Origin of the sequence: Chitinophaga polysaccharea (genome assembly GCF_007829335.1) — a bacterium.
Classification (GTDB): domain Bacteria; phylum Bacteroidota; class Bacteroidia; order Chitinophagales; family Chitinophagaceae; genus Chitinophaga; species Chitinophaga polysaccharea_B.
Genome location: NZ_VIWO01000008.1, coordinates 81,477 through 107,553, shown reverse-complemented (window position 1 = coordinate 107,553; position 26,077 = coordinate 81,477). Strand labels below are relative to the sequence as shown.

Annotated in this window: 21 protein-coding genes; 14 read left to right on the top strand and 7 right to left on the bottom strand. The window is 45.9% G+C overall.

Annotation, left to right across the window (positions count from 1 at the left end; genetic code table 11):
* Window positions 1-122: 122 nt before the first annotated feature.
* On the bottom strand, window positions 123-1,568 hold the full coding sequence (locus FHW36_RS24040) for an amino acid permease (RefSeq protein WP_145672926.1): 1,446 nt from the start codon (window positions 1,566-1,568) through the stop codon (window positions 123-125).
* A 327-nt stretch (window positions 1,569-1,895) separates the two neighbouring features.
* Between FHW36_RS24040 and FHW36_RS24035 the strand changes: the two genes are divergently transcribed.
* Window positions 1,896-5,063, top strand: a complete 3,168-nt coding sequence (locus tag FHW36_RS24035) for a TonB-dependent receptor (RefSeq protein WP_145672920.1) — start codon at window positions 1,896-1,898, stop codon at window positions 5,061-5,063.
* Between the two features lie 70 nt (window positions 5,064-5,133).
* Here the strand turns inward: FHW36_RS24035 and FHW36_RS24030 are convergent, their stop codons facing one another.
* From FHW36_RS24030 to FHW36_RS24020, 3 genes are all read right to left on the bottom strand, one after another.
* Window positions 5,134-6,234: an acyltransferase family protein gene (locus FHW36_RS24030; protein ID WP_145672915.1), complete on the bottom strand. Its 1,101-nt coding sequence runs from the start codon at window positions 6,232-6,234 to the stop codon at window positions 5,134-5,136.
* A 155-nt stretch (window positions 6,235-6,389) separates the two neighbouring features.
* On the bottom strand, window positions 6,390-7,127 hold the full coding sequence (locus FHW36_RS24025; RefSeq protein ID WP_145672913.1) for a LytR/AlgR family response regulator transcription factor: 738 nt from the start codon (window positions 7,125-7,127) through the stop codon (window positions 6,390-6,392).
* Between the two features lie 10 nt (window positions 7,128-7,137).
* The gene (locus FHW36_RS24020) at window positions 7,138-9,048 is read right to left on the bottom strand and encodes a tetratricopeptide repeat-containing sensor histidine kinase (protein WP_145672911.1); all 1,911 of its coding nucleotides are present in this window, start codon (window positions 9,046-9,048) and stop codon (window positions 7,138-7,140) included.
* Between the two features lie 308 nt (window positions 9,049-9,356).
* On the opposite strand from FHW36_RS24020, the gene FHW36_RS24015 reads away from it, so the two are divergent.
* The 7 genes from FHW36_RS24015 (at window position 9,357) to FHW36_RS23985 (ending at window position 19,427) form a co-directional block, all read left to right on the top strand.
* Entirely contained in the window at window positions 9,357-9,905 is a 549-nt protein-coding gene (locus FHW36_RS24015; RefSeq protein ID WP_186452580.1) for an RNA polymerase sigma-70 factor, read from the top strand.
* Between the two features lie 80 nt (window positions 9,906-9,985).
* Entirely contained in the window at window positions 9,986-11,116 is a 1,131-nt protein-coding gene (locus FHW36_RS24010) for a FecR family protein (RefSeq protein ID WP_145672907.1), read from the top strand.
* Between the two features lie 112 nt (window positions 11,117-11,228).
* The gene (locus FHW36_RS24005) at window positions 11,229-14,558 is read left to right on the top strand and encodes a SusC/RagA family TonB-linked outer membrane protein (protein WP_145672904.1); all 3,330 of its coding nucleotides are present in this window, start codon (window positions 11,229-11,231) and stop codon (window positions 14,556-14,558) included.
* Window positions 14,559-14,569: 11 nt separating this feature from the next.
* Window positions 14,570-15,997: a RagB/SusD family nutrient uptake outer membrane protein gene (locus FHW36_RS24000; RefSeq protein WP_145672902.1), complete on the top strand. Its 1,428-nt coding sequence runs from the start codon at window positions 14,570-14,572 to the stop codon at window positions 15,995-15,997.
* A gap of 25 nt (window positions 15,998-16,022) precedes the next feature.
* Window positions 16,023-17,489: a TlpA disulfide reductase family protein gene (locus FHW36_RS23995; protein ID WP_145672900.1), complete on the top strand. Its 1,467-nt coding sequence runs from the start codon at window positions 16,023-16,025 to the stop codon at window positions 17,487-17,489.
* Window positions 17,490-17,838: 349 nt separating this feature from the next.
* Window positions 17,839-18,420: a Crp/Fnr family transcriptional regulator gene (locus FHW36_RS23990; protein WP_145672898.1), complete on the top strand. Its 582-nt coding sequence runs from the start codon at window positions 17,839-17,841 to the stop codon at window positions 18,418-18,420.
* Window positions 18,421-18,491: 71 nt separating this feature from the next.
* Window positions 18,492-19,427 carry an ester cyclase gene (locus tag FHW36_RS23985; protein WP_145672896.1) on the top strand — a complete coding sequence of 312 codons (936 nt, stop codon included), beginning with the start codon at window positions 18,492-18,494 and terminating at the stop codon, window positions 19,425-19,427.
* A gap of 5 nt (window positions 19,428-19,432) precedes the next feature.
* On the opposite strand, the gene FHW36_RS23980 is transcribed toward FHW36_RS23985, so the two are convergent.
* Window positions 19,433-20,410 carry a GlxA family transcriptional regulator gene (locus FHW36_RS23980; RefSeq protein WP_145672894.1) on the bottom strand — a complete coding sequence of 326 codons (978 nt, stop codon included), beginning with the start codon at window positions 20,408-20,410 and terminating at the stop codon, window positions 19,433-19,435.
* A gap of 114 nt (window positions 20,411-20,524) precedes the next feature.
* Here FHW36_RS23980 and FHW36_RS23975 point away from each other — a divergent pair, with 114 nt between their 5' ends.
* Entirely contained in the window at window positions 20,525-20,956 is a 432-nt protein-coding gene (locus tag FHW36_RS23975; protein ID WP_145672892.1) for a VOC family protein, read from the top strand.
* A gap of 133 nt (window positions 20,957-21,089) precedes the next feature.
* Here FHW36_RS23975 and FHW36_RS23970 read toward each other — a convergent pair whose 3' ends face one another.
* On the bottom strand, window positions 21,090-22,040 hold the full coding sequence (locus FHW36_RS23970; RefSeq protein WP_145672890.1) for an amidohydrolase family protein: 951 nt from the start codon (window positions 22,038-22,040) through the stop codon (window positions 21,090-21,092).
* Between the two features lie 71 nt (window positions 22,041-22,111).
* Window positions 22,112-22,681: a Crp/Fnr family transcriptional regulator gene (locus tag FHW36_RS23965; RefSeq protein ID WP_145672888.1), complete on the bottom strand. Its 570-nt coding sequence runs from the start codon at window positions 22,679-22,681 to the stop codon at window positions 22,112-22,114.
* A 156-nt stretch (window positions 22,682-22,837) separates the two neighbouring features.
* Between FHW36_RS23965 and FHW36_RS23960 the strand changes: the two genes are divergently transcribed.
* The 5 genes from FHW36_RS23960 (at window position 22,838) to FHW36_RS23940 (ending at window position 25,975) form a co-directional block, all read left to right on the top strand.
* Window positions 22,838-23,386 carry a TetR/AcrR family transcriptional regulator gene (locus FHW36_RS23960; protein ID WP_145672886.1) on the top strand — a complete coding sequence of 183 codons (549 nt, stop codon included), beginning with the start codon at window positions 22,838-22,840 and terminating at the stop codon, window positions 23,384-23,386.
* A gap of 2 nt (window positions 23,387-23,388) precedes the next feature.
* Window positions 23,389-23,802: a nuclear transport factor 2 family protein gene (locus FHW36_RS23955; RefSeq protein ID WP_145672884.1), complete on the top strand. Its 414-nt coding sequence runs from the start codon at window positions 23,389-23,391 to the stop codon at window positions 23,800-23,802.
* Between the two features lie 138 nt (window positions 23,803-23,940).
* Window positions 23,941-24,384, top strand: a complete 444-nt coding sequence (gene cynS / locus FHW36_RS23950; protein WP_145672882.1) for a cyanase — start codon at window positions 23,941-23,943, stop codon at window positions 24,382-24,384.
* Window positions 24,385-24,387: 3 nt separating this feature from the next.
* Window positions 24,388-25,059, top strand: a complete 672-nt coding sequence (locus tag FHW36_RS23945; protein WP_145672880.1) for a carbonic anhydrase — start codon at window positions 24,388-24,390, stop codon at window positions 25,057-25,059.
* 46 nt (window positions 25,060-25,105) lie between these two features.
* A complete protein-coding gene (locus tag FHW36_RS23940) occupies window positions 25,106-25,975 on the top strand; it encodes a helix-turn-helix domain-containing protein (RefSeq protein ID WP_145672878.1) in 870 nt (289 codons plus the stop codon).
* The last annotated feature ends 102 nt before the right edge of the window (window positions 25,976-26,077 follow it).

The following is a 26,077-nucleotide window of genomic DNA, read 5'->3' as shown; positions in this document are numbered from 1 at the left end:
CAAAACTAGCCGTACCGCATTCCCGGATCAACAACCGTTAGGTAAGGTAACAGGGATCGCCGGTGAGTGAAATGTTTTTGGCGGTGAAAATTTTCACCGGTCGTCACTCACCGGCGCTATAGTTAATTGGCCATTGCCTTTTTTTGTGCCTGCTTTTTTACCAGCCAGTAGCAGCCGTATAAAAACAGCAGCCAGCCAGGAATCAGCTCTACCGGCAGTTTCATGCCGGTAAGCCACATGAGGCATAAAATACCCACGAGGAACAACAGGCAGATATAGTTAGATAAGGGGTAGATAAAAGAGGGGAATTTCGTACGAACCTGCTCCGCTTTCTTCCGCTGTTTGAATTTCAGGTGTACCACACTAATCATCAGCCAGTTGATCATCAGCGATGATACTACCAGCGACATCAGCACTTCCAGCGCCTGGTCGGGAATCAGTTTATTGACCACAATACAGATGGCGGCAAAAAGTCCCGATACAATGATCGCCACCACAGGTACATGGTTCTTATTGAGTTTAGAGAGAAAAGCCGGCGCATTGCCTTGCTTTGCCAGTCCATATAACATCCTGCTGTTACTATATACACAACTGTTGTACACCGACAATGCCGCTGTCAATACAATCAGATTCAGTACATTGGCAATCAGGCTGGTGAAGTAGATAGTATGCCCGAAAAGCTGGAACTGGAAGCCTTTCAGGCTTTCAAATACCATCACAAACGGACTGCTTTTAGTGGTAATATTTTTCCAGGGCGATAACGCAAATAAAATAATCAGGGCACCTACATAAAAAATCAGGATACGGTAAATAACCTGGTTGGTAGCTTTGGGAATAGTTTTTTCAGGTTTGTCGGCTTCAGCAGCGGTAATACCAATTAGTTCCAATCCCCCGAAAGAGAACATGATCAGCGTAATGGCTGCAAACAATCCCTGGAAACCGCCTTTCCCGTCAGGCTCCAACAACCCTTTCGGGAAGAAGCCGCCATCGTTCCAGAGGTTATTGATACTGGCCTGGGTGCCGCCGCTACCGCTGATCAGCAGGTAAGTACCGAAACCGATCATAGCGATGATTGCTACTACCTTTACAATGGAAAACCAAAACTCTGCTTCTCCGTATACCTTTACAGAACTGAGATTGAGGGCATTGATGGCCACAAAAAAGAACAGGCTGGAAGTCCACAAAGGAATTTCCGGCCACCAGAAATGTACATATACACCAATGGCGGTTAACTCCGACATGCTTACCAGGATATAGAGCATCCAGTAATTCCACCCGGAGGCAAAGCCAGCGAAGGTGCCCCAATATTTATAAGCAAAATGACTAAAACTTCCGGAAACTGGTTCTTCTACGACCATCTCGCCCAGCTGGCGCATAATAAAGAAAGCGATGATCCCTGCCAGGGCATAGCCCAGGATAACGGAGGGGCCTGCCAGTACGGCTGCCGGGCCTATCCCCAGGAATAAACCGGTACCTATGGCGCCGCCCAGGGCAATCAGCTGAATATGTCTGTTTTCCAGGCCTCTTTTAAGCCCCTGTTCTGTTTTTTTCTCGGTTGTTGGTTCCAATGTTGTTGTGCTGGTAAAGGTTGCAAATTTGAGGTAATTTCAGCAAAAGTTGCGCTCTTGTATTTGTTTTGGCTGCATGACGACTAATGGTTGATATTCCCCGTTTACCGGAAAAGTAAGAAAAATATATGAATCAGTCTTTAGGTCACCCTTAAAACACCCTATTATGGATAATTTTCCCCCCGTGAAGGAAAGATATCCTAAAAACACCCTTATCAGCCATCAGGACTCACTTAGTCCAGTTTTATCAATTTGTGAACTTTTCATGAGCCAGGAACAACCTTTATCTATCCATCTATTTTTGCACCCGTAAAACTACCATTCTTTATGAAGAAGTATGCACACTTATTCAATTACACAACACTACTCCTGCTATCCATTTTTTTATCCGCCATGCAGGCCATGGGCCAATCAACCGGATCCGGTATTACCGGATTTGTATATGATGATGCTAAAGCGCCTATTGAAGGGGCCAACATACAAGTGAGAAACACCGGCACCGGTTTCATGACCGCTACGGCATCCGACCGGAAAGGATATTTTTCATTTAGAGACTTGCCCGTGGGTACTTATGATATCACTGTTTCCTTCCTGGGATTGCAAACCACGCTGCTGAAAAGCAATGTGCTTAACCTGGGCGACCGCCTGGTATTACACAGCATAGTGCTCAGCCGCAACGCTAAAACCCTGCAGGAAGTGTCTGTGAAATCCAACAGCTTTAATAATAGTGTGGACCGCCTCGGTACCGGAACCGCTATCACCGGCAAAGTGATACAAAAAATTCCGCTGGCCTCCCGTAACTATACGGATCTGATGACCTTATCTCCTTTGTCTAACGGTACCTCCCTGGCAGGCGCCAAAGCAGGTGGTACAGGCTATATGCTCGATGGAGTAAGCAATCGTCGCGCTACTTTCGGTGGCGTTACGGATGCTGCGTTTTCTATCTCCTCTGAAACCATCCGCGAGTTTGAAGTATCTACTAACTCCTATGATGTGGCCAATGGCCGCGGTTCCGGCGGTGTGGTGAAAGCCATCACCAAGTCAGGAACGAACCAATTTTCAGGTTCCGTATGGAGCTACTATGGCGCCAATGACCTGGCCGCTAAAAAAGATGTGAATGGCAACCGTCTCACCACCAAATATGAGATCTTCCAGGGGGGCGCCCTGTTCAGTGGCCCCATTATTAAAGATAAATTGCACTTCCTCGTATCTTACGATCAATTCCAGAATACGATCCCATTCCGGGCTTACGACTTTGGCTTTTCTGCTCCCAACCAGGCCCAGGCTGAAAAGAATCTGGGTATCACCAAAGCCAACCTCGACAGGATCGTGTCTATCATGGAAAAGAAATTCGGATTCCCGGTAGGACCTGAGTATGGAGCGATTAATATCACCCAGTCTACCAAAAATGCCTTCGCAAAGATCGACTGGAACATCAATCGCCGCAACCTGCTTACCCTCAAGTATAACTATCTCCATTTCACCGACCCTAATAAACTGAAGTCAAATGGGCTACTGTCTACAGAATATACCGGCGTGGAAGAAGATCATGGCGTAATGTTGGGCCTCCGCACTGAGTTCTCTGAAAAATCATACAATGAACTGAAAGTAAACTACAGCACCTACCGGAAATTCCTCCACTTCCTGTACAACCGCGTGCCGGAAGGCTTTGTAAACGTTACTTCTACTTTCAGTGACGGCACCACCGGTACCACCACCGTGGCCTTTGGTAACCAGAACTGGGTACCGGAAACAGATGCCTCCAACGTGGTACAACTGTTAGATTATTTCCATTATAAGAAAGGTAACCTGAACTTCCTGTTCGGTACCGATAATAACATCAACTTCATCGGCGACCGCCTTTCCCACGATCAGCAGGGACAATTCTATTACGCCAGCATCGACGATATGGATAATAACAGCCCTTATCGCTTTAACCGGAAAATACCACTGAATGGTAACAACCCCGCGGTGAATGTACCCTTGATTCAGCTGGGCGTATTTGCACAAATGGAAACCAACCTGCGACCCAACCTTAATTTAACGGTTGGTCTCCGTTGGGATGGTAACATCATTGCTGGTAAACCTACCTTCAATGAACTGTTGTACAAAGACCTGGGCGTAAGAACAGACGTAGTACCCTTTGACGCCAAAAACATACAACCACGTGTAAACCTCATCTGGGACGTAAACAACAACGGCCAGGATGTGGTGAAATGGGGCGCCGGATTGTTTGCCTCTGAGCTCACCACCCAACCGTTAACTTTCGCACACATCGATAACGGGGTAGACTTCCGCCAGGTAGATATCCGCAGCAATGTACCAGTGCCCGACTGGCAGGCTTACCAGAAAGATTTCAGCAAAGTGCCGGGAGTAGATTATTACCATTCTTTACCCACCACACAACCTGCTACCGTACTGGTATTGGACAAACACCTGAAAATACCGCTTACGTTTAAAACAAACCTGAGCTACTATCACTACTTCAACAGTTGGTTCCGCATGGGCGCCAACCTCTATTACAATACTACCTGGAATAACTTTTACCTGTACGACCTGAACCTGAAACGTAACCCTGAATTTACCACCAACGAAGGAAGGGCGGTATACGTACCTGCCAGCACGCTGAACAACAGCACTTCTACCAGCTATCTGCCGGTACTGGCCAATTCCAGGATATCGTCCAACTTTAACCAGGTAAGGTATTTTACCAATACCAACTGGGCCTCCAAATACCTGGGCGCTATGATCGAAGCAGCGGTACAATTGCGTAAAGACGGCTATTTCAGCTTATCCTATGCAAGGGGTAAAGCCACAGGTACACCTCCATATGATAATGGTGATCCTCGTAACGCCAACTTCGCAGTAGGTCCTAACTATTGGGATTATAGCAGCTATGGTAAGAACTGGTACAGCGATGGCGACCAGCCGCACAAAATAGTAGCGCTGTTGCTCAGTCCAAGTTTCTGGGGCTTTAGCGTGAGCTCTTCCTTCCAGGCTTATCAGAACGCCCGCTACTCTGTGTATGTGAATAAAGATGTGATCGGAGAAAGCAATGATGGCACCGACCTGGCATATATTTTTGATCCGAATGATGCTAAAACACCTGCCAACATACGCACAGATATGCAAACCTTACTGGATAAAACCAGTCCTGAGTATCGTAAATTCCTGACCAGCAACTTTGGTAAGTTTGCGCCGTATAACGGTGGTGCACAGCCCTGGCGCGCACAATGGAACCTAAGCGTGATGAAAGATGTAAAGCTGTATAAAACACATAAATTATCTTTCCGCGGAGATATCTTCAATGTGCTGAACCTGTTGAACTATAAATGGGGCGGCTATACGCAGATTATTAACACCAACCTGTATACCGTAACAGGCTTCGACCAGGCAACCAATTCATTTACCTATAAGGTAAATACCAATGCAGGTACCCGTCAGAAAACTGCGTCCTATTTCCAGGTGCAGTTTGGTATGAAGTATTCGTTCTAATAAGCAGGATAAAAAACAGCCGCCCTTACGCCATGTGGTATAAGGGCGGCTGCTTTTTTCAATAGTTTATTTAACTCATTTTTCTCTTACTGCTCAAATACTTTCTTACCGGGATATCATATAACTTCATGATGGCATAAGCAATTCCAGTCAATACCATAGTAGCCCCCATTACAATAAGCGTAAGCGTGAGCGTATCCGGCTTATGCGCGGTATAGTAATTGGCAAACATCCAGATCGCCGCGTAATGTGTCATATACAACGGGTAGGAAATATTGCCGGAAAATACACAGATTTTTTTCCAGCCATTGTTAGCCACCGCACCTGCTCCCAACGCGATCAGTAGCGGGAAATAAACCAATACTACGGCCAGTTCCACCAGCCAGTTGTGAGCGAAATAAGGCATCAGTAAGGCAAACAATAACAGTACAGTGAGTCCCGCAAATCCCAGTTTATTTTTAATAATAAGATTAAAACGAAACACCAGCATCCCGGCAAGGAAGGAATAAGTTACACGTGCTCCACCATGCCAGAAATTATCTTTTCCCCATCCGCCCATCAGGTTGCCGGCGCTGTGGCCTACATAGCCCAGTGCCAGGGCAGCTGCTATCATGAGCGCTACCAGTAAACTGCGGTTGGCTTTTCGCAGTACCAGGGCATAGCAGATATTGGCTACATATTCCCAGAATAAAGACCAGGCAGGAGCATTGAATCCAAATAAATTGAAGCTGCGCTCCGTCATTACGGGATAAGGAATCAACAAGATAGAGCAGAGGAATAAAATAGCCAGGTGCGCAAAACTATAGGTGTTTGGAAGTGTGGCAAACGGATCAAATAAAAAAGCGAGTAGCCCCATGACGCTCCCCAATATCACAAGAGGATGCAGCCGGATAAGCCTGGATTTAAAAAACTCCTTTAACCCCATCTTGTCAATGCGCCTGTCATAAGCGTAGGCGATCACGAAGCCCGACAGGCAAAAGAAGAAGTCGACTGCCAGGAACCCATGTCCCGCAAAGTTTTTACTGTAGTCGCTATACACCCATTCCAGGAAATGAAATATCACTACTACCAAAGCGGCTACTCCCCGCAGTCCGTCCAGCACTTCGTAGTGCTGCCTGGTTTTTAATAAATCAGGTTGGATCCTGATTTTAGTCAATGTTCCTGTTTCCATACAATGTCTCGCCCATTGAATATGATCAGGGCAACCGGTAAGATAAGCAGCAGAGCGGGGATTTGCAAGGCGAAAGGTTATTTTTTATGCAGCATAGCAATGGCATAACAGGTGTGCATACCTTCGCGCCTTTGTTGTTTAGTTGCTTTGCATGACTACAATCTCTCTATAAACTCCTGTACAATATCCCTTTTACGATCAGACACTGGTACTTTATCGCCGGTCAGCATTTCCAGGTAGCCGTCTTTAAAGTACTTGCTGATGTAATTGCCATTCACCAGGTAAGATTGATGGCAACGGATAAAAGTATCGGTGGGCAATAAAGGCTCGTAATCTTTCAGGATTTTAGACACTAATACAGAAGAGCCGTCCTTTAACAGGAAGGTGGTGTAACCCTTGTCACTCTTGCAATAGAGGATATCTTCTATGGGCACTATCTGGGTGAACTTGAAGTTCTTCAGCGCAATTTTACGGGGCCTGGTGTCTCCTTTGTAATAGTTGGAAGAAAGTTCCAGCTGTTGCCGGTTAAATTTATGCTCTTCTGTTTTTTTAAAGCAGCGGTCGACCGTTTCGTTGAAAATATTGGTTTCAATAGGTTTGAGCAGGTAGGCAAATGCACCCAGGTTCAGTGCCTGTATGGCGTATTGGTCGTATGCGGTGATGAAAATAATCTGGCTCGACTCCACGTTGATTTTGTTGAAAAGACTAAAGCTGTTCCCATCTTTGAGTTGTATGTCGGCCAATATCAGCTCGGGTTGCAGCTGGGGAATTTCTGTGACCGCCTTCGCTACATCGGCCGAATATCCCACTACCTGGAGGTAAGGGATATCACTTACCAAAGCCATGATATGTTTGAGAATATTCTTTTCGTCTTCGAGGATATATATAGTCATCTGATATCGTTTATGCTATTTGTATGGGAAGGTAAATGACGGTGAAAAAGCCGGTTCCTCCCGTTTTGGGGGCCGATTCAAACCATGCCTGGCGGCTCTGCTGGTTAAAGAGTACGTTCAGTCGCTCCTGTGTAATGATACGGGAAAGCGATTTTTTGCCGGTAGGGTTTTGTACCACTGCGTTTGCCCCGCTGCCATTATCTTCGATGGTGATCACCAAACGGGTAGGCTCTTCCTTGAAGCGGATTACCAGCCTACCTTTGTAGTCAATAGCTTTAAATCCGTGTTCAATGGAGTTTTCCACGAAAGGTTGAATCAGCATGGGAGGTATCAGTAGCTCTGAGCTATCCAGGTCGCCGTCTTCAATTTCATAATCGAATGCATTTTCATAGCGCATTTGCTGGAGTTCAATATAGTTTTTGAGGGAACGTGCTTCGTCTTCCAGGGTAACGAGGTCATTCCGGTTCAATTCCAGGATGTCGCGCATAAGTTTGGAGAATGCCACCAGGTAGGCATTGGCTTCATATTTTTTATCATCGCTGATCAGGCCCTGCAAGTTGGCGATGGCATTGTAAATAAAATGTGGGTTTAACTGCATTTGCCTGGTTTTTTGTTCCAGGATCAGGCGTTTGTTTTCTGTGGCCAGTCTTTCGTTCTTTTCTTTGAGCAACTTCTGACGATAGGCAACATAGCCGTAGGAGGCTACTGCTATCAGTAAGCAACAGATAGTTACAAATATCCAGCGTTGCTGGTTAATAATTTTTCTATTGAGATTGTTGGTAGTTTGGAGAGAGGCAATGGCCTGGTCTTTTTTCTCGGTCTGATATTGTGTATGCAGCTCTTCTATTTTGGCGGCTTCAATGTTTTCTTTATTGGCGCCGTAGATATTAAAAGCGTGGTGCAAGGCTGCCAGCGCCTCTTTATAGTTTCCCTTTTTCTTGTATGATTCATGTAATCCTTCGTAGACAGGTTGCAAGTTTACGTTAGACGTTTGTTGATTGGCCCATTCGATGCACAGCTGGTAGTAGTGAATCGCTGAATCGGGTTGGTTATTGCGGGTAAAGGCAGTAGCGAGGTTATTAAAAGCTATTTTATTCAATTGCCCATGCTGCGCCAGGTAATTAAAATATTTTCGCTGGCTTTCCACGGCTTTAGCGGACTCCTGTTCTATGGAATACACCTGCGATTCGTAGTCATACGTGCGGGCCAGGGCCAGGCTGTCGTTGATCAGGCGGGCAAAGGCGCGGGCGCTGTCGAGGTAGGCCTGCATTTTCCCTGGATTCGCTTGCCGGGCTGCCAGCATAAAGCAGATATCAAAGTAACGTTGCCGGATGGCCGGATGATCTTTGAAGGGGTGATGCGCATAGTACTTTTGGGTATACTCGATCGACTTGTTGATATTGGCATTGTTATAATAAGCTTTGGCCAGCAGGTCGTATAGCCGGTATACGAATACGCTGTTGTTTTTCTCTGCCCTTTCTACTGCAGTTATCGTTTGGCTTACCAGCTCTGCTTTGGCGATATTGAAGTTACTGATGGCGTTGTTAAACAGTACATAGTCTTTCAGTGCCGATAGATCTGTTTGCCCGGGGGAGGGGTTCATGAGATGATAGAACTGCGCACTGCTGTCCGCACTTTTACGGAGGTCGTACTGGTAGGCTTTGAAGTAGTTATACCAGGGATTGCTGTCCCGCTGCGGCGTTTGCGGGATACTGGCCAGCATTTCGTTTATTTTCTCCGCCCGCCTTTGCTGGGAGGAGGTGTCGAAAGATAGCACTGTGGCAATATAGAGCGAATCATTACCGTATTGCGGACTAATGGGCGCCGTTTTTTGCTGATCGTTTACCTGGCAGGAGGTAACAAAACAAAACAGGTAAAACAGCCCAAAGGCTTTGATGGTCTGACGGAAGATCGTGCTCACAGTAAGTTAATTGCGCTTTAGATAACGAAAAATTGTTTCAATATATATTATTTCTGTTTAAATCCCCTTACAGGTAAATAGAATGACTGCTTTTCAAAATTAGGGGTACAACCAATATCCGCTTACATAGATCAATAACTGCCGGGAATAAACAGATGTCCGGGGAGGGCAGGGGAATATTCGCAGCGCAATTACATGTAGATTATGCTATATGTATGGGGAATTTTGGTGTCTTTCTTTATTTTAGCGGTAGAAATGTAGATAATTTGATGCCGGAAAGTTCCCATAGTGACCTGGAGTTGATAAGCATGCTGAAGAGAGGTGATGTGGTAGCATTTGATATGCTATATTCCCGCCACTGGTCACGCATGTACCAGGCTGCCTTCCATTTGCTCCGGGACCAGGATGTATGTATGGACATTGTCCAGGACATTTTTGCCTGGCTATGGGAAAAGCGCGAGCAGCTCGACATCCAGGCGGTTCCGGCCTATCTGCGCAGCGCGGTGCGGTTTAAAGTGGCCAACTATATCCGTTCCGGCAAAGTGCGGGCAGATTTCTATACAGAGCTGGCCGGCTTATCTTTCCCCCAAACCCCTGGCCCCCAGGACTACCTGGAATTAAACGACCTGAAAGCGATTATCCAGCAGGTGATTAATCATCTTCCTGAAAAATGCCGGGAAATATTTCTCCTGAGCAGGGATGGTCAGCTGACCAATCAACAGATAGCAGACTTATTGAATATATCTATCAAAACTGTTGAAGCGCAGAAAACGATCGCGCTAAAACGCATTCGGGCCGCGGTAGATCCTTATCTGCTCGCTATGTTACTCCTGCCTGTGCTAACCCAATACAAATAAAACAGCCATCTCAAAAAAAAATTGAGATGCTTTTAAGGGTATGTCCTTTTACAACTGCCTATGTATAAGAACGGCTACGTATGACAAAAGAGGAAGTAATACTATTGGCGGAAAAAGTAGTATCTGGTACAGCTACTGATGCAGAGCTGTTGCAGTACAACCAATTGTTCAATGCTTTTCAGCAGCAGGGCGATTGGAACGGGCAGCTGCTGGGTGATCAGCAGCAGTTGGAAGCCGCTATCCGGGAGCGCCTGGAGCCAGTATTGCGTCGCCGTTCCGGAAAGATCATCCATTGGAACCGTTGGGCGGCTGCTGCCGCGGTAGCCCTGGTACTTGGTACCGGTTATTATCTCTACCAACACCAGCCGGCGCCGCTGGCGCCACAAGCCGTGCGTTTCCGCAATGATATTCCTGCACCAGCCGGCAATCATGCCGTGCTTACATTGGGTAATGGCCAACGTATCCTGCTTGATAGTGCCGGCAACGGTACGCTCGTGGTACAGGGACAAGTCAGCGTATCGAAAAATGCCGACGGGCAAATCACTTATGCCGGCGCCGATACTGCCAACAGCCTGAATACCATCCAGGTACCCAATGGCAGTAAACCATTGGCCATTCTGTTGGGCGATGGCACCAAAGTATGGATAGATGCAGGTTCTACGCTCACATATCCTGCCTCCTTCCACGGCAAGCAAAGAGAAGTGGCAGCTACGGGCCAGGCCTATTTTGAGGTAAAGCAAAACGCTCACCAGCCATTCCTGGTTACATCCGCCAGCCATAAGGCGACCATCGAAGTACTGGGGACCGCTTTCAATTTCCGGGCTTTCGGCGATGAAAGAAAAATGGAGGTGACCCTGGTCAATGGCGCAGTGAAAGTGAATACGCCCGGAGCCTCACAGGTGCTGCACCCGGGCGAAGCAGCGGCGGCTACTTCAGGCGGCTCATTGCAGCTGATGAAAAATGTGGATATACAACAGGCAACGGCCTGGAAAGAAGGACTGCTCTACTTCGACGGCGCCGATATTACCACCATCATGTCAACGTTACAACGATATTATAATATAGACGTCGTGTATCAAACCGATGTTAAAGACTTTTTTGTCGCTAAAATTCCGAGGGACGTCCCCGTATCTCAATTACTGAATCTGTTGGAGATGACCAATCTCGTGCATTTCAAAATTGAAGGGCGGAAAATTACCGTGATAAAATAGAACATACACCAGCCAGTTTTCCAAATCTGTAAGGAAGGCCACTTTACAGACGTGAGAAGGATTGTCACCATGCCGATTGACGTATTTATTCATCAAAAATCAACCAGAAGCTATGCTTGTAAGAAAGCTAACGAGTGCACTATGCCTACCGGAAAGGAAAAATAGAAAATGGGGCGCTAATTACTTCGGGACTTTACTGTTGCTGAGCTGCCTGTTAATAGCCGGTCAGACCTTTGCACAGAAAGTATCTATGAATATTAAATCCGGTTCGCTGGAAAAAGCATTCAAGGAAATAGAAAAACAAACAGGGTACAGCTTTATCTATGGGAAGAATCAAATGAGCCAGGCCGTGCCGGTCAACATTTCCGTAGAAAATGAACAACTCGACGCCGTGTTAAAATTGCTTTTCAATAACCAACCATTTACTTACCACCTGTCGGGCAAGTTTATTGCCATCCGGCTGAAAATCACAGGGGGGAATAACCTGGCCCCCACACGGGTATCAATTACTATCCAGGGACGAATCACCGATGCGCAGGGATCTCCTATTCCCGCAGTGTCGGTGGTGATCCCTGGTACACCCTTTGGCGCTATGACCAACGATAATGGAGATTATGTATTGAAGGATGTGCCTTCCGATGCTGTACTGATCGTCTCTTATCTCTCCTATGGAACACAGCGGATAATGGCCAATGGCCGTACTACCATTAATGTAGTACTGGAACAACAAACGAGGGCATTGGAGGAATCGGTGATCATCGGTTATGGTACTACCACTAAAAGAATGAATACCGGTTCTGTCAGTAGCATTACGGCAAAGGAAATCAGCAAGCAACCTATTTCCAACCCACTGGCCGCTTTGCCCGGCCGTGTTCCCGGGGTGCAAATCACCCAGCAGAATGGTTTGCCTGGTAGCGCTGCTATTGTACAGATCCGAGGACAAGGGTCTATGAACTCGGGCAATATACCGCTGTATGTGGTTGATGGTGTGCCCTTCACCAACTTCAACGGTTCTTATCCACCCACAGATAACCTCAATGCACTAGGTACCTCTGCTACCAATGGCGGTATCAGCCCTTTTAGCATGATTAACCCCGATGATATTGAACGGATGGACATCCTGAAAGATGCCGATGCCACCGCCATCTACGGCGCCAGGGGCGCCAACGGCGTCATCCTCATCACCACAAAAAAAGGGAAGTCTGGTAAAACAAGGGTTAACGTAAACGCCTATACGGGATCAGGAAAGGTAGGACACTTTATTCCGATGATGAATACAAAGGAATATCTCGACCTGAGAAGGGAAGCATTTAAGAATGACGGGCTCACCCCTAATACCGCTAATGCGCCCGAGCTAACCGTTTGGGACCAGAATGCCTATACCAACTGGCAAAAGCTGCTCGTAGGCGGAACAGCAAGGACCACAGATGCGCAGGCATCTATTTCCGGTGGAGATACTAAAACACATTTTATGTTTAGCGGCGGCTATCATAAGGAAACGACCGTATATCCCGGTAATTTCAACAGCCAGCGCTTCACCGGCCGTCTCTCTGCCGATCATACTTCTTCCGACAACAAGTTTTACGCTGCCTTCACAGCTAACTATTCCAACGATAAAACCATTTTGCCAGGATCAGATGTGATCTCGATGTATAACCTGCCGCCTAATATGCCCTTGTACGACAGTACCGGGAAATTGGCCTGGGTAAGCGGATTCACCAACCCGTTGGCGCTGTTGCAACGCCGTAATACCAATTCCACCGGCAACCTGATGACTAACGCCAACCTGCGCTATACCATCATCAAAAACCTGGACTTTAAAATAAATATGGGTTTTACCAATACCACGCTGGACCAGGCGAATCCGGTGCCGGCGTCTACCCAGAACCCGATTAACAATCCTCAGTCATATGCAACTTTTGCCAATACTAAATCACAGAACTACATTGTAGAACCTACCCTTAATTATACCATAGAGAGAAAACAGGATAGGCTGGGTCTCATGGTGGGGGGTACTTATCAGCGCAGCCTCTCTACCGGCCAGAATTTAAATGCGCAGAACTACAGCAGCGAGGCGCTGATGAGCTCCATTGTAGGGGCTGGTACTGTTACCGGTTCGGCTTCCTACTTCGATTACCGCTTTGCCTCTTTGTTTGGCCGGGTGAATTATGACTACAAACAAAAATACCTGCTCAATCTCACGTTCCGTCGCGACGCCTCTTCCAGGTTTGGCCCGGATAATATCTATGGCGACTTTGGCGCTGTAGGTGCAGCCTGGTTGTTTTCCCAGGAAGACTTTGCACAGGAAACTATGCCCTGGCTTAGCCTGGGTAAGCTGAGAGCCAGCTATGGATCCACAGGTAATGACCAGATCGGCAATTATATTTACCTGCCACTATTATCTTCTGCCGGAAGTTACCAGGGAGCTTCTTCCCTTATCCGGTCAACATTACCCAACCCAGGTATCAAATGGGAAACTACCCGCAAGCTGGAATTTGGCCTGGAGCTGGGTTTCCTGAACGACAGGATTTCATTTACCGGTAATTACTACCGTAATCGTTCTGCCGATCAGCTGCTTTCTGCGGCATTGGCTTTACAGTCGGGATACAACAGTTATACCGTTAACATGCCGGCACTGGTACAAAACAGCGGCGTGGAACTGGAACTGACAAGTCTGAATGTGAAAAGATATGATTTCGGCTGGACATCATCACTGAATGTAACTTTCTACCGGAATAAACTGGTAAGCTTCCCTGGGATAGAAAAATCTTTTTATGCCAGCAGCTACCTGGTGGGGCAGCCGATCGACCTGGTGCGGAAGTTTATCTACACCGGATACGATCCTAACACCGGTATTCCGCAGTACGAGGATGTGAATAAAGATGGTGCGATTGATTTTAACAACGACCGCCAAATTATTAAACCAGGACTTCCTTTCTTTGGAGGATTGAATAACACCGTTAGTTACAGGAACTGGGATCTCAGCTTCTTCCTGCAATTTAATCACCGTAAAGGTACTACGAATAATTTCAGCACCCCTATCGGTAGCAGCAGAAGTAACCAGAATACCTCCGTGCTCGACAGGTGGAGACAACCAGGAGATAACGCTACTTATCCGGCCGCGACCTCTACTTCAGGCACACCTATCTATCTCGGCTATACACAGTACAGCAGCTCCTCCGCCCTATGGGGAGATGCAAGTTACCTGAAACTGAGATCGGCAGCGATATCCTATTCTTTCCCGCAGCGGTGGCTGATGAAAGCTAAAATCAGTGGCCTGAAAGTATATGCAGAAGGACAAAACCTGTTTACCTGGACAAAGAACAAATACATTTATGATCCTGAAACCAGCGTGCCAGGAGGCCCTCCGGGATTGGGTACCGGCATGATCGCCATGCCTCCGCTGAGAACCATCGTATTGGGTGTTAATTGTTCATTCTAAAATCTGAATTCATGTTTCCTTTCACGATAAATAAAAAAGTAATCGCCTTGGTATTGTTGGCTGGTACTACCTTTTCTTCCTGCAGGAAACTGGTTGAAATAGGACCGCCTACCACCCAGGTGGGGCTCGACCAGGCCTTTGCTTCCGACGCCACCGCTACCAGCGCGGTATTGGGGATTTACAATGCATCATTTACACGCGATGCTTTGTTTCCACTCAGTGAAATGCCGGGACTTTCCGCCAATGAGCTGCAGAACAACGTTTCCAGCCCCGCGTTTGATGAGTTTAAAACTAATAGCATTAGCATTACCAACAGCGTGATTCAATACGTGCTCTGGGCCTATCCCTATTCCACACTCAGCCAGGCCAATGCCATGCTGGATGGGATCTCCCGCAGTACTACTCTGTCATCTTCTGTAAAAAATCAGTTAACGGGAGAAATAAAAGTGTGGAGAGCTTTTACGCTTTTTTACCTGGTAAACATGTTCGGGGATGTGCCATTGCCTGTTACTGACGATCCGATAAAGAACGCTACCCTGGCGCGGACGCCTGCCACCGAAGTGTGGGCGCAGATCCTCAAAGACCTCACAGAAGCGCAAGGGGTATTAACAGATGCTTACCCGGCAGCGCTGAGAACACGGATTAACCGGCAAACAGCTAATGCCTTGCTGGCGAGAGTTTACCTCTATCAAAAGCAATGGGCCAACGCAGAAGCAGCGGCTAATGCGGTAATAAATTCAGGTCTCTATAGCTTAAATAAAAACCTGAATACCACCTTCAGCAATTCCAGCAATGAAGTGATATGGCAGCTGGCTACGCTCAACGGCATATCCATCTACATGAACAATCGGGATGCCAACGGAGGAAGTTATACTGCTACGCCTGGCTCTGTGCCGGCAGTAACGTTAACGGATACACTGTACAACTCACTGGAACCGGGCGATCTACGTAAAGCCAACTGGGTGGCGGCTACCGATATCGGCGGTAAAAATTACAAGGTAATCACCAAGTATAAAATTACTTCGCTACCCGCGGGAGCTTCTACTGGTAACGAGTTTAACGTAATGCTGCGTCTCGCGGAGCAATACCTCGTAAGAGCAGAGGCGAGGGCGCAACAAGGTAACCTCGCCGGCGCCATTGCCGATGTAGACAGCATCCGCTCAAGAGCAGGATTGCCAATGCTCGATAACAGTCTTACGCAGCCTAACCTGTTGCTGGCGGTAGAACAGGAAAGGAAGGCAGAATTGTTTGGCGAGTGGGGCAACCGTTGGTTCGACCTGAAACGTACACCCAGCATCAGCGGCGGTGGTAAAACACGTGCAGATGATGTAATAGGAGGCATGCGTCCCACCACCTGGGCCAGCACCGACATCCTGTACCCGATTCCGGATGCACAGCGTATAGCTAACCCGGTTTTAACACAAAATCAAGGATACTAATTAATCTTAAACCACCATCTGTGATATGAAAAAAGTACTCCCCATCCTGCTCAGCGGCAGCTTACTGGCGGTGGCCGCCAACTCCAACGGGCAGGCCAAAATCAGCCAGGACTCGCTGATGCGGTATTATAATCGCCTCGCCAAAGGCAGCGACGCAGAGAAAGACCTGCTGTCGGATAAAATGTATGCATTGACCAAAAGCAAAAAAGAAACGGACTGGCTCACCGCCGCCCAATACTTTTACCAGCTGAAGAAAGGTAATTTAGGCGACTCTATCCGCACTGCGGCAGAAAAGAAATTTCCCGTCGGTATTGTTGTCAGGAATAAATCGGTTGAAACCATCTATAACGAAAACGACCCCGCAAAGAAAGAAGCATTGTATAAAGCCTGGGAGAAAAAATTTCCTGAAGGAAAGCTGGACAATGACCGGATCGTTTACGACTACGCCCGCAACGCCGTAGGCACCGCTTATGCCATAGCCGACAACCTGCCTAAAGCGCTGGAGTATGCCAACAGCATCGTATCGCCCTTCTGGAAAGGCCAGGGATGGGCGGGTACAGCGGAGCACATTGCCAAAAAGGGACACACCGCGGAAGCAAAAGTGCTGTTGAAAAAAGCGATCGAAGATGCATGGGAGTTTAAAACTACCCGTAAAAATGAAGAAGGCGCCAGATTCGCAGCCCTGGGCTATCCCGGTTACCTGAGCAGCTATGCCCAGCTATTATACAACGATAAAGAATACGATTCCGCCCTGGTATACCTGAAACGCGCAGAACAGGCCGAAACACCTGTCAGACCACAGGTAAACGAGATGTATGCAAAAGTACTCCTGGCCAAAGGCGACTATCCCGAAGTGTTTGCCCGCATGAGCGACATCGCCGCCCAGGGTAAACTGAACAGCAACAACAAGCCTCTATTGGCAGCCGCTTACGCCAAAGTGCGTAACGACAACAAGCTGGAAAGCTACATCGACTCCCTGAAAAGTGGACTGGACAAGAAAATGCAGGAGGAATTTGCCAAACAAATCATCCAGGAACCGGCGCCCGGCTTTACTTTAAAGGATGTAGACGGCAACACCGTATCTCTTTCCGACTACAAAGGCAAAACCATTGTGCTCGACTTCTGGGCTACCTGGTGCGGCCCTTGCAAGGCCTCTTTCCCAGCCATGAAAAAAGCCATGGAAAAGTATAAGAACGATCCAAATGTAAAATTTCTCTTCGTACATACCTGGGAAAAAGAAGCCGACGCCCCTGCCAGCGCTAAGAAATTTGTTACCAGCAATAACTATCCGTTCGAAGTGCTGATGGACCTGAAAGATCCGGCTACCGGTGTTAACAAGGTAGTAGATAGCTATAAGGTGCAGGGCATTCCTACTAAGTTTGTGATCGATGGAAAGGGTAATATTCGTTTCCGTTTCACCGGTTTCAGCGGTGGTGATGATGCCGCCGTGGCAGAAGTTTCTGCGATGATTACGTTAGCGAATCAGCAGTAGGTAAGTTTTAGAGTGATGAATAACGACAGCGAAGGGATATCTCTTCGCTGTCGTTGTTTTAATCATCCTTGCTTATTAAATAAGAGCGCTTGATATAGCGATATTGTTTCGTTTATAGCAAGCTTGATAGTAGCTTTCCCAGGGTGAATATTTCGCCATTTTACGGCAAAAATACATTTCGCAGCACATTACGACATTTTTGTCGTAATTGACGGCAAAAGAGCTTATTTTAGCAAGCTCATCATATGATATCATTGTCCTTATTTTATTCTAAGTTTTTGAAAAAGCTGATATCATTTCTTCATAAAACACTACATTGTTACATAATAGCACTAAAGCTGACGGCTATATGAAAGATGAACTTCTCCTGGAAAACATCGAACGTTATATTCATCTTGAAAAAGAAGAAGCCAACCTGTTATATTCCCTGTTAACACCCCGTTCTCTCAAAAAGAAAGCATTCCTGCTCCGGCAGGGCGAAATCTGTAAAACGGAGAACTTTATTACCAAAGGTTGCCTGAGAATGTACTCCATCGATGAAGGTGGTTTTGAGCACATCGTTATGTTTGGCGTGGAAGGCTGGTGGGTAAGTGATCTTTTTAGCTTCTTTACCGAGACCACCTCAGAATATTATATAGACGCGCTGGAAGACACCGAGCTGTTACAGATTTCGAAACCGGATCTTGAACGATTGTATGAGCAGGTGCCTAAGTTTGAACGCTTTTTCAGGATACTGTTGCAGAACGCCTTTGTAGCACAGCAACGCCGTATTAATCAAAACCTTTCCTTTACAGCCGAACAGCGTTACCTGGATTTCATAAAAAAATATCCCCAGCTGGAACAGCGTATCCCTCAAAAGCAGGTGGCAGCTTATTTAGGCTTTACACCTGTATTTCTCAGTATGCTCCGGAAAAAGCTAAGCCGGCAATAATTTCTTCAACCAGTTTAATTTTTTAGATTTTCCTGCGTCGTTTATTTGGGATTCTAAATACACACAAATAGATGAAACAGCAAATTTTTGGCACACGCAATGACTGGACAGGCCTGATCTTGCGTCTCACAATCGGCCTGATATTATTTCCCCATGGCGCGCAGAAAGTACTCGGGTGGTTTGGCGGCCCGGGGTTCAGTAGTGAAATGGCCTTTTTTACAGATACCCTGCATTTACCCTGGCTGATTGCGTTCCTTGTGATCGCCATTGAGTTCTTCGGCGCAATTTCCCTGATCATCGGTTTTGCCTCGAAGATATGGTCAGTAGCTATGATCATCCTGTTTATCGGTATCATTTTCACCGCGCACGTAGACAACGGCTTTTTTATGAACTGGTTCGGCACACAGAAAGGAGAGGGGTATGAGTATCATTTACTGATAATAGGCCTGTCGCTCGCCTTGCTGGTAAACGGCAGCGGCAAATATGCGGTCGATAATATTATAATTAAGCCGGTGAAAGTACCACTATCCGCCCTGGCAGTGTCGGGCGCGTTGCTCCTGTTATTTACGGCCTGTGATCAGGCAGGTCCGGCAGTAGCGCAAAAAAATAAGCAGTTGGTGGAACGCTATTTTAATGAAGTTTGGAATAAGGGGCATGTGGAAGTACTGGATGAATTATTGAGCCAGGATTACATCAATCATACGCCATCTGTGCCCAATCCGCCAAAGGGGCCAGGTGGTTTGAAACCCATTGTAAATGCAATCCGGAAAGCTTTTCCGGATTTGCATTATACTATCAAAGATGTTATTGCTACCAACAACAGGGTGGTGGCCCGGGTGACAATGACTGGTACGCAAACGGATACTTTATTTGGTATACCGCCTACTGGTAAACAGGTGAGCGTTAACCAGATCAATGTCGAAGAAATAGTGGATGGTAAAATAGCAGCGCACTGGCGGGTTACCGATGAGCTGACAATGATGAAGCAACTGGGAGTAGTAAAATAATTGGTTTAGTCCAGCATCTTCCTCGAGTACTTGTTTTTGTATTCCACCGGGGTCATACCTGTGTTACGCCTGAAAACATCCCGGAAAGTCTGCGTGTCGGTATAGCCAACATTCAACATTACTTCCTGGATAGACTTTCTGCCGATTTCCAGTTGTTTTTTAGCTCCCTCAATTTTAACCCGCTGTATATATTCGGCAACGGTATTCCGGGTAGCTTTTTTAAAGCGACGTTCAAAAGACCGCCGGCTCATGTTGAAATGTTTCGCTAGCTCATCAACCGTGAGTTTGTTTTTATAATGCTTTTCAATATACAACTGTACCTCTTTGATGTTCTCGTCGTGATGATCTTTCAAGCCATGGAACACGATGAAAGGGGACTGTATACTTTTATCGAGATCAATGACGAAATATTTGGCCGCATAGATGGCGATTTCCCGGCCCGCATATTTTTCCACCAGGTGTAGCAGTAAATTCCAGTAGGCATTTCCGCCTCCGCTGGAATACAGGCCGTGCTGATCGGTGATCATGCGTTCATCTGCCACATCGATAGAAGGGTAGTAGTACTTCAGCTCATTGGCATAACTCCAATGGGTAGTACATTGCCTGCCTTTCAGGAGACCGGAGAAGGCAAGTAGAAAAACACCGGAACTTAAACAGGCGATTTCCACACCCTCTTTATATTGTTCGGCTGCCCACAGCGAGTAGGGCGTATTAAGCATTACAGCAGTGCTCATGTCGCCCGTCAGGGCGGGAATAATAATGAGGTCGGCGGCTTGTATGTCTTCCAGCCGCATATCAGGGGTTACTTTAAAAAGACCGCCATTGTACTTTACCTCCTCGGTAATACCGGCCAGCCGTACGTCAAACAGCGGCTTTTTCCCACGATCGGTCAGAAAGGTGTTTACCATGGTAAAAACATGCTGACAGTCGGCAATGGAAGCCACCGCGGCATTTCTTACGGTGAGGATGAATATTTGTATCATAATCACCAAATATAGATCAAATGCGTGACGCAAATACCCACCATAAGTTGCCGTATTTACCATTTATACCAACTGCTTTCTGTCTTTACCTTTGTTCCCATTAAACACATCATCATGCAAGCAATCACCACCTATTTCAATTTCCTGGGTAATACCGAAGAGGCCATGAATTTCTACAAATCTGTTTTTGGAGGAGAGTTTACCTCGTTTACCCGTTTTAAAGACGCTCCCGGCAGCGAAAATATGCCCCCTCACGAGCGGGATAAAATTATGAATATCATACTGACCACAAAAAGCGGCGCGATTCTTATGGCGACCGACTTTCTTGAGTCTATGGAACAGAAAGTGATGTTGGGGAATAACATACACCTGGTAATCCATGCCGATTCAGAAGAGGAAGTGGATACCCTGTTTAAAGCACTTTCAGCTGGTGGGAAGATTGAAATGCCGGTGAATAAGACTTTCTGGGGAGCTTATTTCGGCATGTGCGAAGATCGGTTTGGGATTAAGTGGATGCTGAGTTATACGTATCCTGCTGGAAATTAATTGAGCGTTTGGTATATACTGGTTGCCCGTTGGATGCCGGTTCGTATGCCTCTTTGAATGCCCGGCGTTTTTGAGAGAAATTTTAAAAAGTATGATGAAGAGGCTGTGCCAGCACAGCCTCTTCATCATACTTTTACAGGCCCAATAAGCTCGCCGCATTCCCACCAGCTATCTTCGCTACGTCTTCAGGAGAGAGCGGAATACTTTCCAACAGTTGCTTCCCTGCTTCGTTTGTGCTGAAAGGATAATCTACCGAAAACATAACATTATTGATACCAAAAGTTCCTAATGCAGCCATTAGTGGAGGTAAAGTGAAAATCCCGCTGGTGGTAATGTGAACCTGATCGCGCAGGGTTTGGCTAACTTCCCGCCGATGATACCCTGTCCCGGAAACCTGGAATTTTTCATCCAGCCGCGACATCATCATAGGTATCATTTCTCCCATATGCCCAATGATGATCTTTAACCCGGGATACCGGTCTAATGTTCCGGTGATGATTAAACGGAGTACGTGCAGGGCTGTTTCTGCATGCCATCCCCAGCCGCCACAAGCCAGCATTACGCCCATTGATCCAGGCAGATCGTTGTAATAGGCTTCGGCCACAGCTTCAGGCGGCAGGCCGGGATGCAGGTAAAGGGGCATTTGTAATTGTTCTGCTTTTTGCAGTAATGGCCTGAATCCGGGAAGATCCAGGAATTTACCATTGGTGAGCCCATTAATCAGGGCGCCACAGAAATGATGTTCTTCTTTTGCCCTTTCCAGCTCGTTTGCCGCTGCGGTTGGAGATGACATAGGTAAATGTGCGAAGGCCTTAAACCGGGTAGGATGTGCGGCAATTCTTGCGGCAAGGATATCATTGTACCTCATGGCAAATTGCAGCGCTTTCCGGGGTGGTAAACTTTCTGCGCCCCTTCCTACTACAGACAATACCTGCATATCAATACCATTATCGTCCATTGATTTTAGGCGGACGTCATTGATGTCAGCCAGTTTCTCCACTGCTTGCGGAGGCAAAGGCCATTGCTGTATCTCATTGGCAAACTCGGGTAAGGCAATGTGTTCTTCTAATGTTATAATACGCATAGCTGATTGAATTGGATGAGCTGCAAAAGTCCAGCTATCCAATAGCTATATTATTGATCCGGATCAAATAATCAGGATCCGGATTTTATTCTGCTAAGTGCTTCCTGGGTAATATTGAGATAATTGGCCACTAACTTATTAGGTAAACGGAGCACCATCTGAGGGTTTTCTTTCAGCAACAGTTGATAGCGCTCTCGTGGATTTAGTGTAATAAAATCTTCCAGTCTGCTGGTGTTGATAATATAGGCATGTTCAAGAAAGCCACGATAGAATTTTTCCCAGTTGGGAACAGTGTTTAATAGGGAATAAAAATCCTCGCGATGAATATATAGTAATTCCGATTGTTCCACGGCTTGTGTATCTTCTTTAAGTAATGTGCCACCAATAAAAGATGCCAGGGAGGTAGAAAAGGAATTTTCGAAAGCAAACCGGCGTGTAGCTTCTCGTCCGTCTGGTTTTATGTAATATACCCGTAAACATCCTTTGTTGACGAAAAACATTCGTCTTGATAGTTCTCCTGTTCTGCCAATGATCTCATTTTTTTTTGTAATCAGGAGATGAAAACAAGAAAGTACTTGCTGCAAATCAGCTTCACTTAATTGAATCCTGTCTGTAATAAATTTAGTCAGCTGTTCATGCATACTAATTGATTATTATAGCAATAATAAACAAAAGCAGCACGATTTTAACCCCTGGATATAAATTGTACCGCATTCGCCCTGAAAAGCTCCATCTTAATGTCGGGGTTGCCGGTACCTTTGACGTAGAAAAACAGAATATTCTGTTTTATAAATCAAATGAGAGAGAAATCATATAAAGCACGTCAAAAGGTATTGGAAACAGCAAGCACCCTATTCCATCGTCAGGGGTATCAATCTACTGGAATCAACCAGATCTCGGCAGAATCGGGCGTCGTAAAATCAAGTATTTATCAGCACTTCCGTTCTAAGGAGGAATTGGGAGCAGAATATCTTAAAAGCCGACATGTTTACTGGTTTGATCGCCTGAAAGATTTCATCGGTTCAGCAAAAACGCTGTCTGAAAAATTAAATGCGGCATTTGATTTTATCAGCTACATCAATGCTGAAGAAAATTATAGAGGCTGTGCCTTTTTAAAGATGTTGGCTGAAATTCCAGCAGATAATGAGGTGATTATGAAAATAATTAAGGAACACAAAGAAGTACTACGAACCTTTTTTGGCGAGATGCTTACCGGAAAGCCTATTGATCCGGATGTTGTTTACCAGCTTTTTGAAAGTGCAATCCTGGAAAGTCAGCTTTTTAGAACCGATTGGCCGATAGATACAGCAAAACGTTTTATTCATTCAATACTAATAAAAAATTAATCATGGAACAGAAACTTCCTTTACCCCCGTTCACGCTTGAAACTGCCCTTCAGAAAGTTCAATTGGCAGAAGATGCCTGGAATAGCCAGGACCCGGTAAGAGTATCATTAGGTTATACAGTTGACAGCGAATGGCGCAACCGCTCTACTTTCGTCAACGGCCGGGCAGAAATCGTAAAATTCCTAACCGGTAAATGGGAAAGAGAATTAAACTATAAGCTTAAAAAAGAGCTTTGGGCATTTACCGATAACCGCATAGCGGTTAGGTTTGAATATGAATACCAGAATGTAGACGGTCAGTGGTTCCGCGCCTACGGTAATGAGAACTGGGATTTTAACGAGCATGGCCTTATGCAGCGAAGGTTTGCCAGCATAAACGACGTGGCGATCAATGAAACTGACCGCCGCCTCAGGTAATACCGTATGGCAGGCCAGTAAAAAGTACCGCAATTGAGCTGGTTAGCACCCGGCCCGCGGGTATATAACCAATAATTTTGAATCCTAATGATCTCCGTTAGTATCATTAGGATTCTATCACCTGTATTATTTGACATTATGAACAGAAAACAAAGTACAGCTTTGATTATCCAAACGATCAAAGCTAAAAAAGTGACTTACCAGGCATTGGCGGATGCCATTGGCAAAAGTTTGGTCTGGACTACGCTGGCGCTGCATGGGCAGGCTACTATGGATGACGCTGAAGCAGCAAAAATAGGTGAGATACTATCGCTCGATCAGGAGGCCATAAATTTATTAAAAGAGATTCCGTTAAGAGGCTCCCTGGAACAGATCCCACCCACAGACCCCACCCAATACCGGTTCTATGAATTACTAATCGTTTACGGATCAACGCTAAAAGCGGTTATTAATGAGAAGTTTGGTGATGGTATTATGAGTGCCATTGATTTTACCATGGATATTGACAGAGTAGAACATCAGAATGGCGATCGGGTTAAAATCACGATGGAAGGGAAATTCCTGCCATTTAAAAAATATTAGCAGATGGAAACAAAAAACATGTTAGATGAAGATAGTTATAATGCTTTATTGAAAGGCAATAAGGATTGGGTTGCAGGAAGGCTGAAAGAAGATCCTGAGTTTTTTATTGAACTGGCCAAAGGCCAGCATCCGCAGGTGCTGTGGATAGGCTGCTCAGATAGCCGTGTGCCGGCCAATGAAGTTACCGGAACAAGGGCCGGTGAAGTCTTTGTCCACCGCAATATTGCTAATGTTTGCGTTCATTCCGACATGAACATGTTAAGTGTATTGGATTACGCGGTAAATGTGCTTAAGGTAAGGCATGTTATTGTAGCCGGCCACTATGGTTGTGGTGGGGTAACCGCCGCCCTCAGCAAGCATCAGTTTGGCATGATCGATAACTGGTTGCGCAATATTAAGGATGTTTACCGTCTGCACAGTCATGAGCTGGATCGTATAACCGATGAAACGGCCAAAGTAAATCGTTTGGTGGAGCTGAACGTAATAGAACAGGTTTACAATGTTTGTAAAACAACTATCCTTCAAAACGCGTGGAAGGAGCGCAGTGATTTACAGGTGCATGGCTGGGTTATAGACCTGGCCACTGGTCTGGTCAAAGATATGAAAGTAACCAACAGTGGCGCCGAAAATCTGGGTTATGTATATGAATTAAACCAGAAACATGCTGCATATTAATTAATCATTGCTATCTTACGGTAAGGCTATAGATTTATATCATGATATGAAAAGTGGATTCCCGGTATACGATATTTGTAAATTCTCCGTCAGTCAGCAACAAGACGTCATTATCAGCCAGTTAGGTCCGTATTTAGCGGCACTGCAAAAGCTCCATTTTCCACATCGCCATGATTTCTACCACCTGGTGCTGTTTACAGCAGGTGGTGGAAGCCATTCAATCGATTTTCAGAATTTTCTTGTTCAACCATTCCAGTTTTATTTTATGGCGCCGGGCCAGGTGCACAGCTGGAGCTTCGAGGGGGAAATAGATGGGTTTGTTATTAATTTTAGAGCGGATTTTTTTAAATCCTTTTTGTTGAATCCCGATTATTTGGATCAGTTTCCCTTTTTAGGTACCCAAGTAGACCATTCTGTTATCGAAATTCCTGTTGACAGTAGGCCAGTACTAATCGACCTGTTGAATCGGGCAGTGCTGGAATCAGAAAACAAGCGGCGGTTTCGTGTAGACACGATTCGTGTAATGTTATTGCAACTATTTTTGCTGATCGGGGAAATAAACACTTCGGAGAAATATCAGACTTTAGAATCATCCAAAAGCACCTTATTAAAGCGCTTTGAAAAACTAATTGAACATAACTACCTGGAATTGCGCCGACCCAAGCAATATGCAGATATCTTATGTGTCACCCCCAATTATTTAAATGCGGTATGTAATGATGTACTAGGAACATCAGCCGGCGACATTATCCGAAACAGGATCGTGTTGGAGGCCAAGAGAAAGTTAATTAACCTGAACGTTACTGTTACAGAAATTGCCTATAGCCTGAACTTTGAAGACAATTCTTATTTCTGCAAGTTCTTTAAAAAACAAACTGGCCTATCGCCCAATTCCTTTCGAAGTGCTATCCACTAAATTAACGGGTAGCACCGGATGTTACCATGGCTTATTAGTTTTTCCGAATTGTGATAAAAAATGTCGTCTATCTTAAATCTGAACGAAAAATTCGTAACAAAT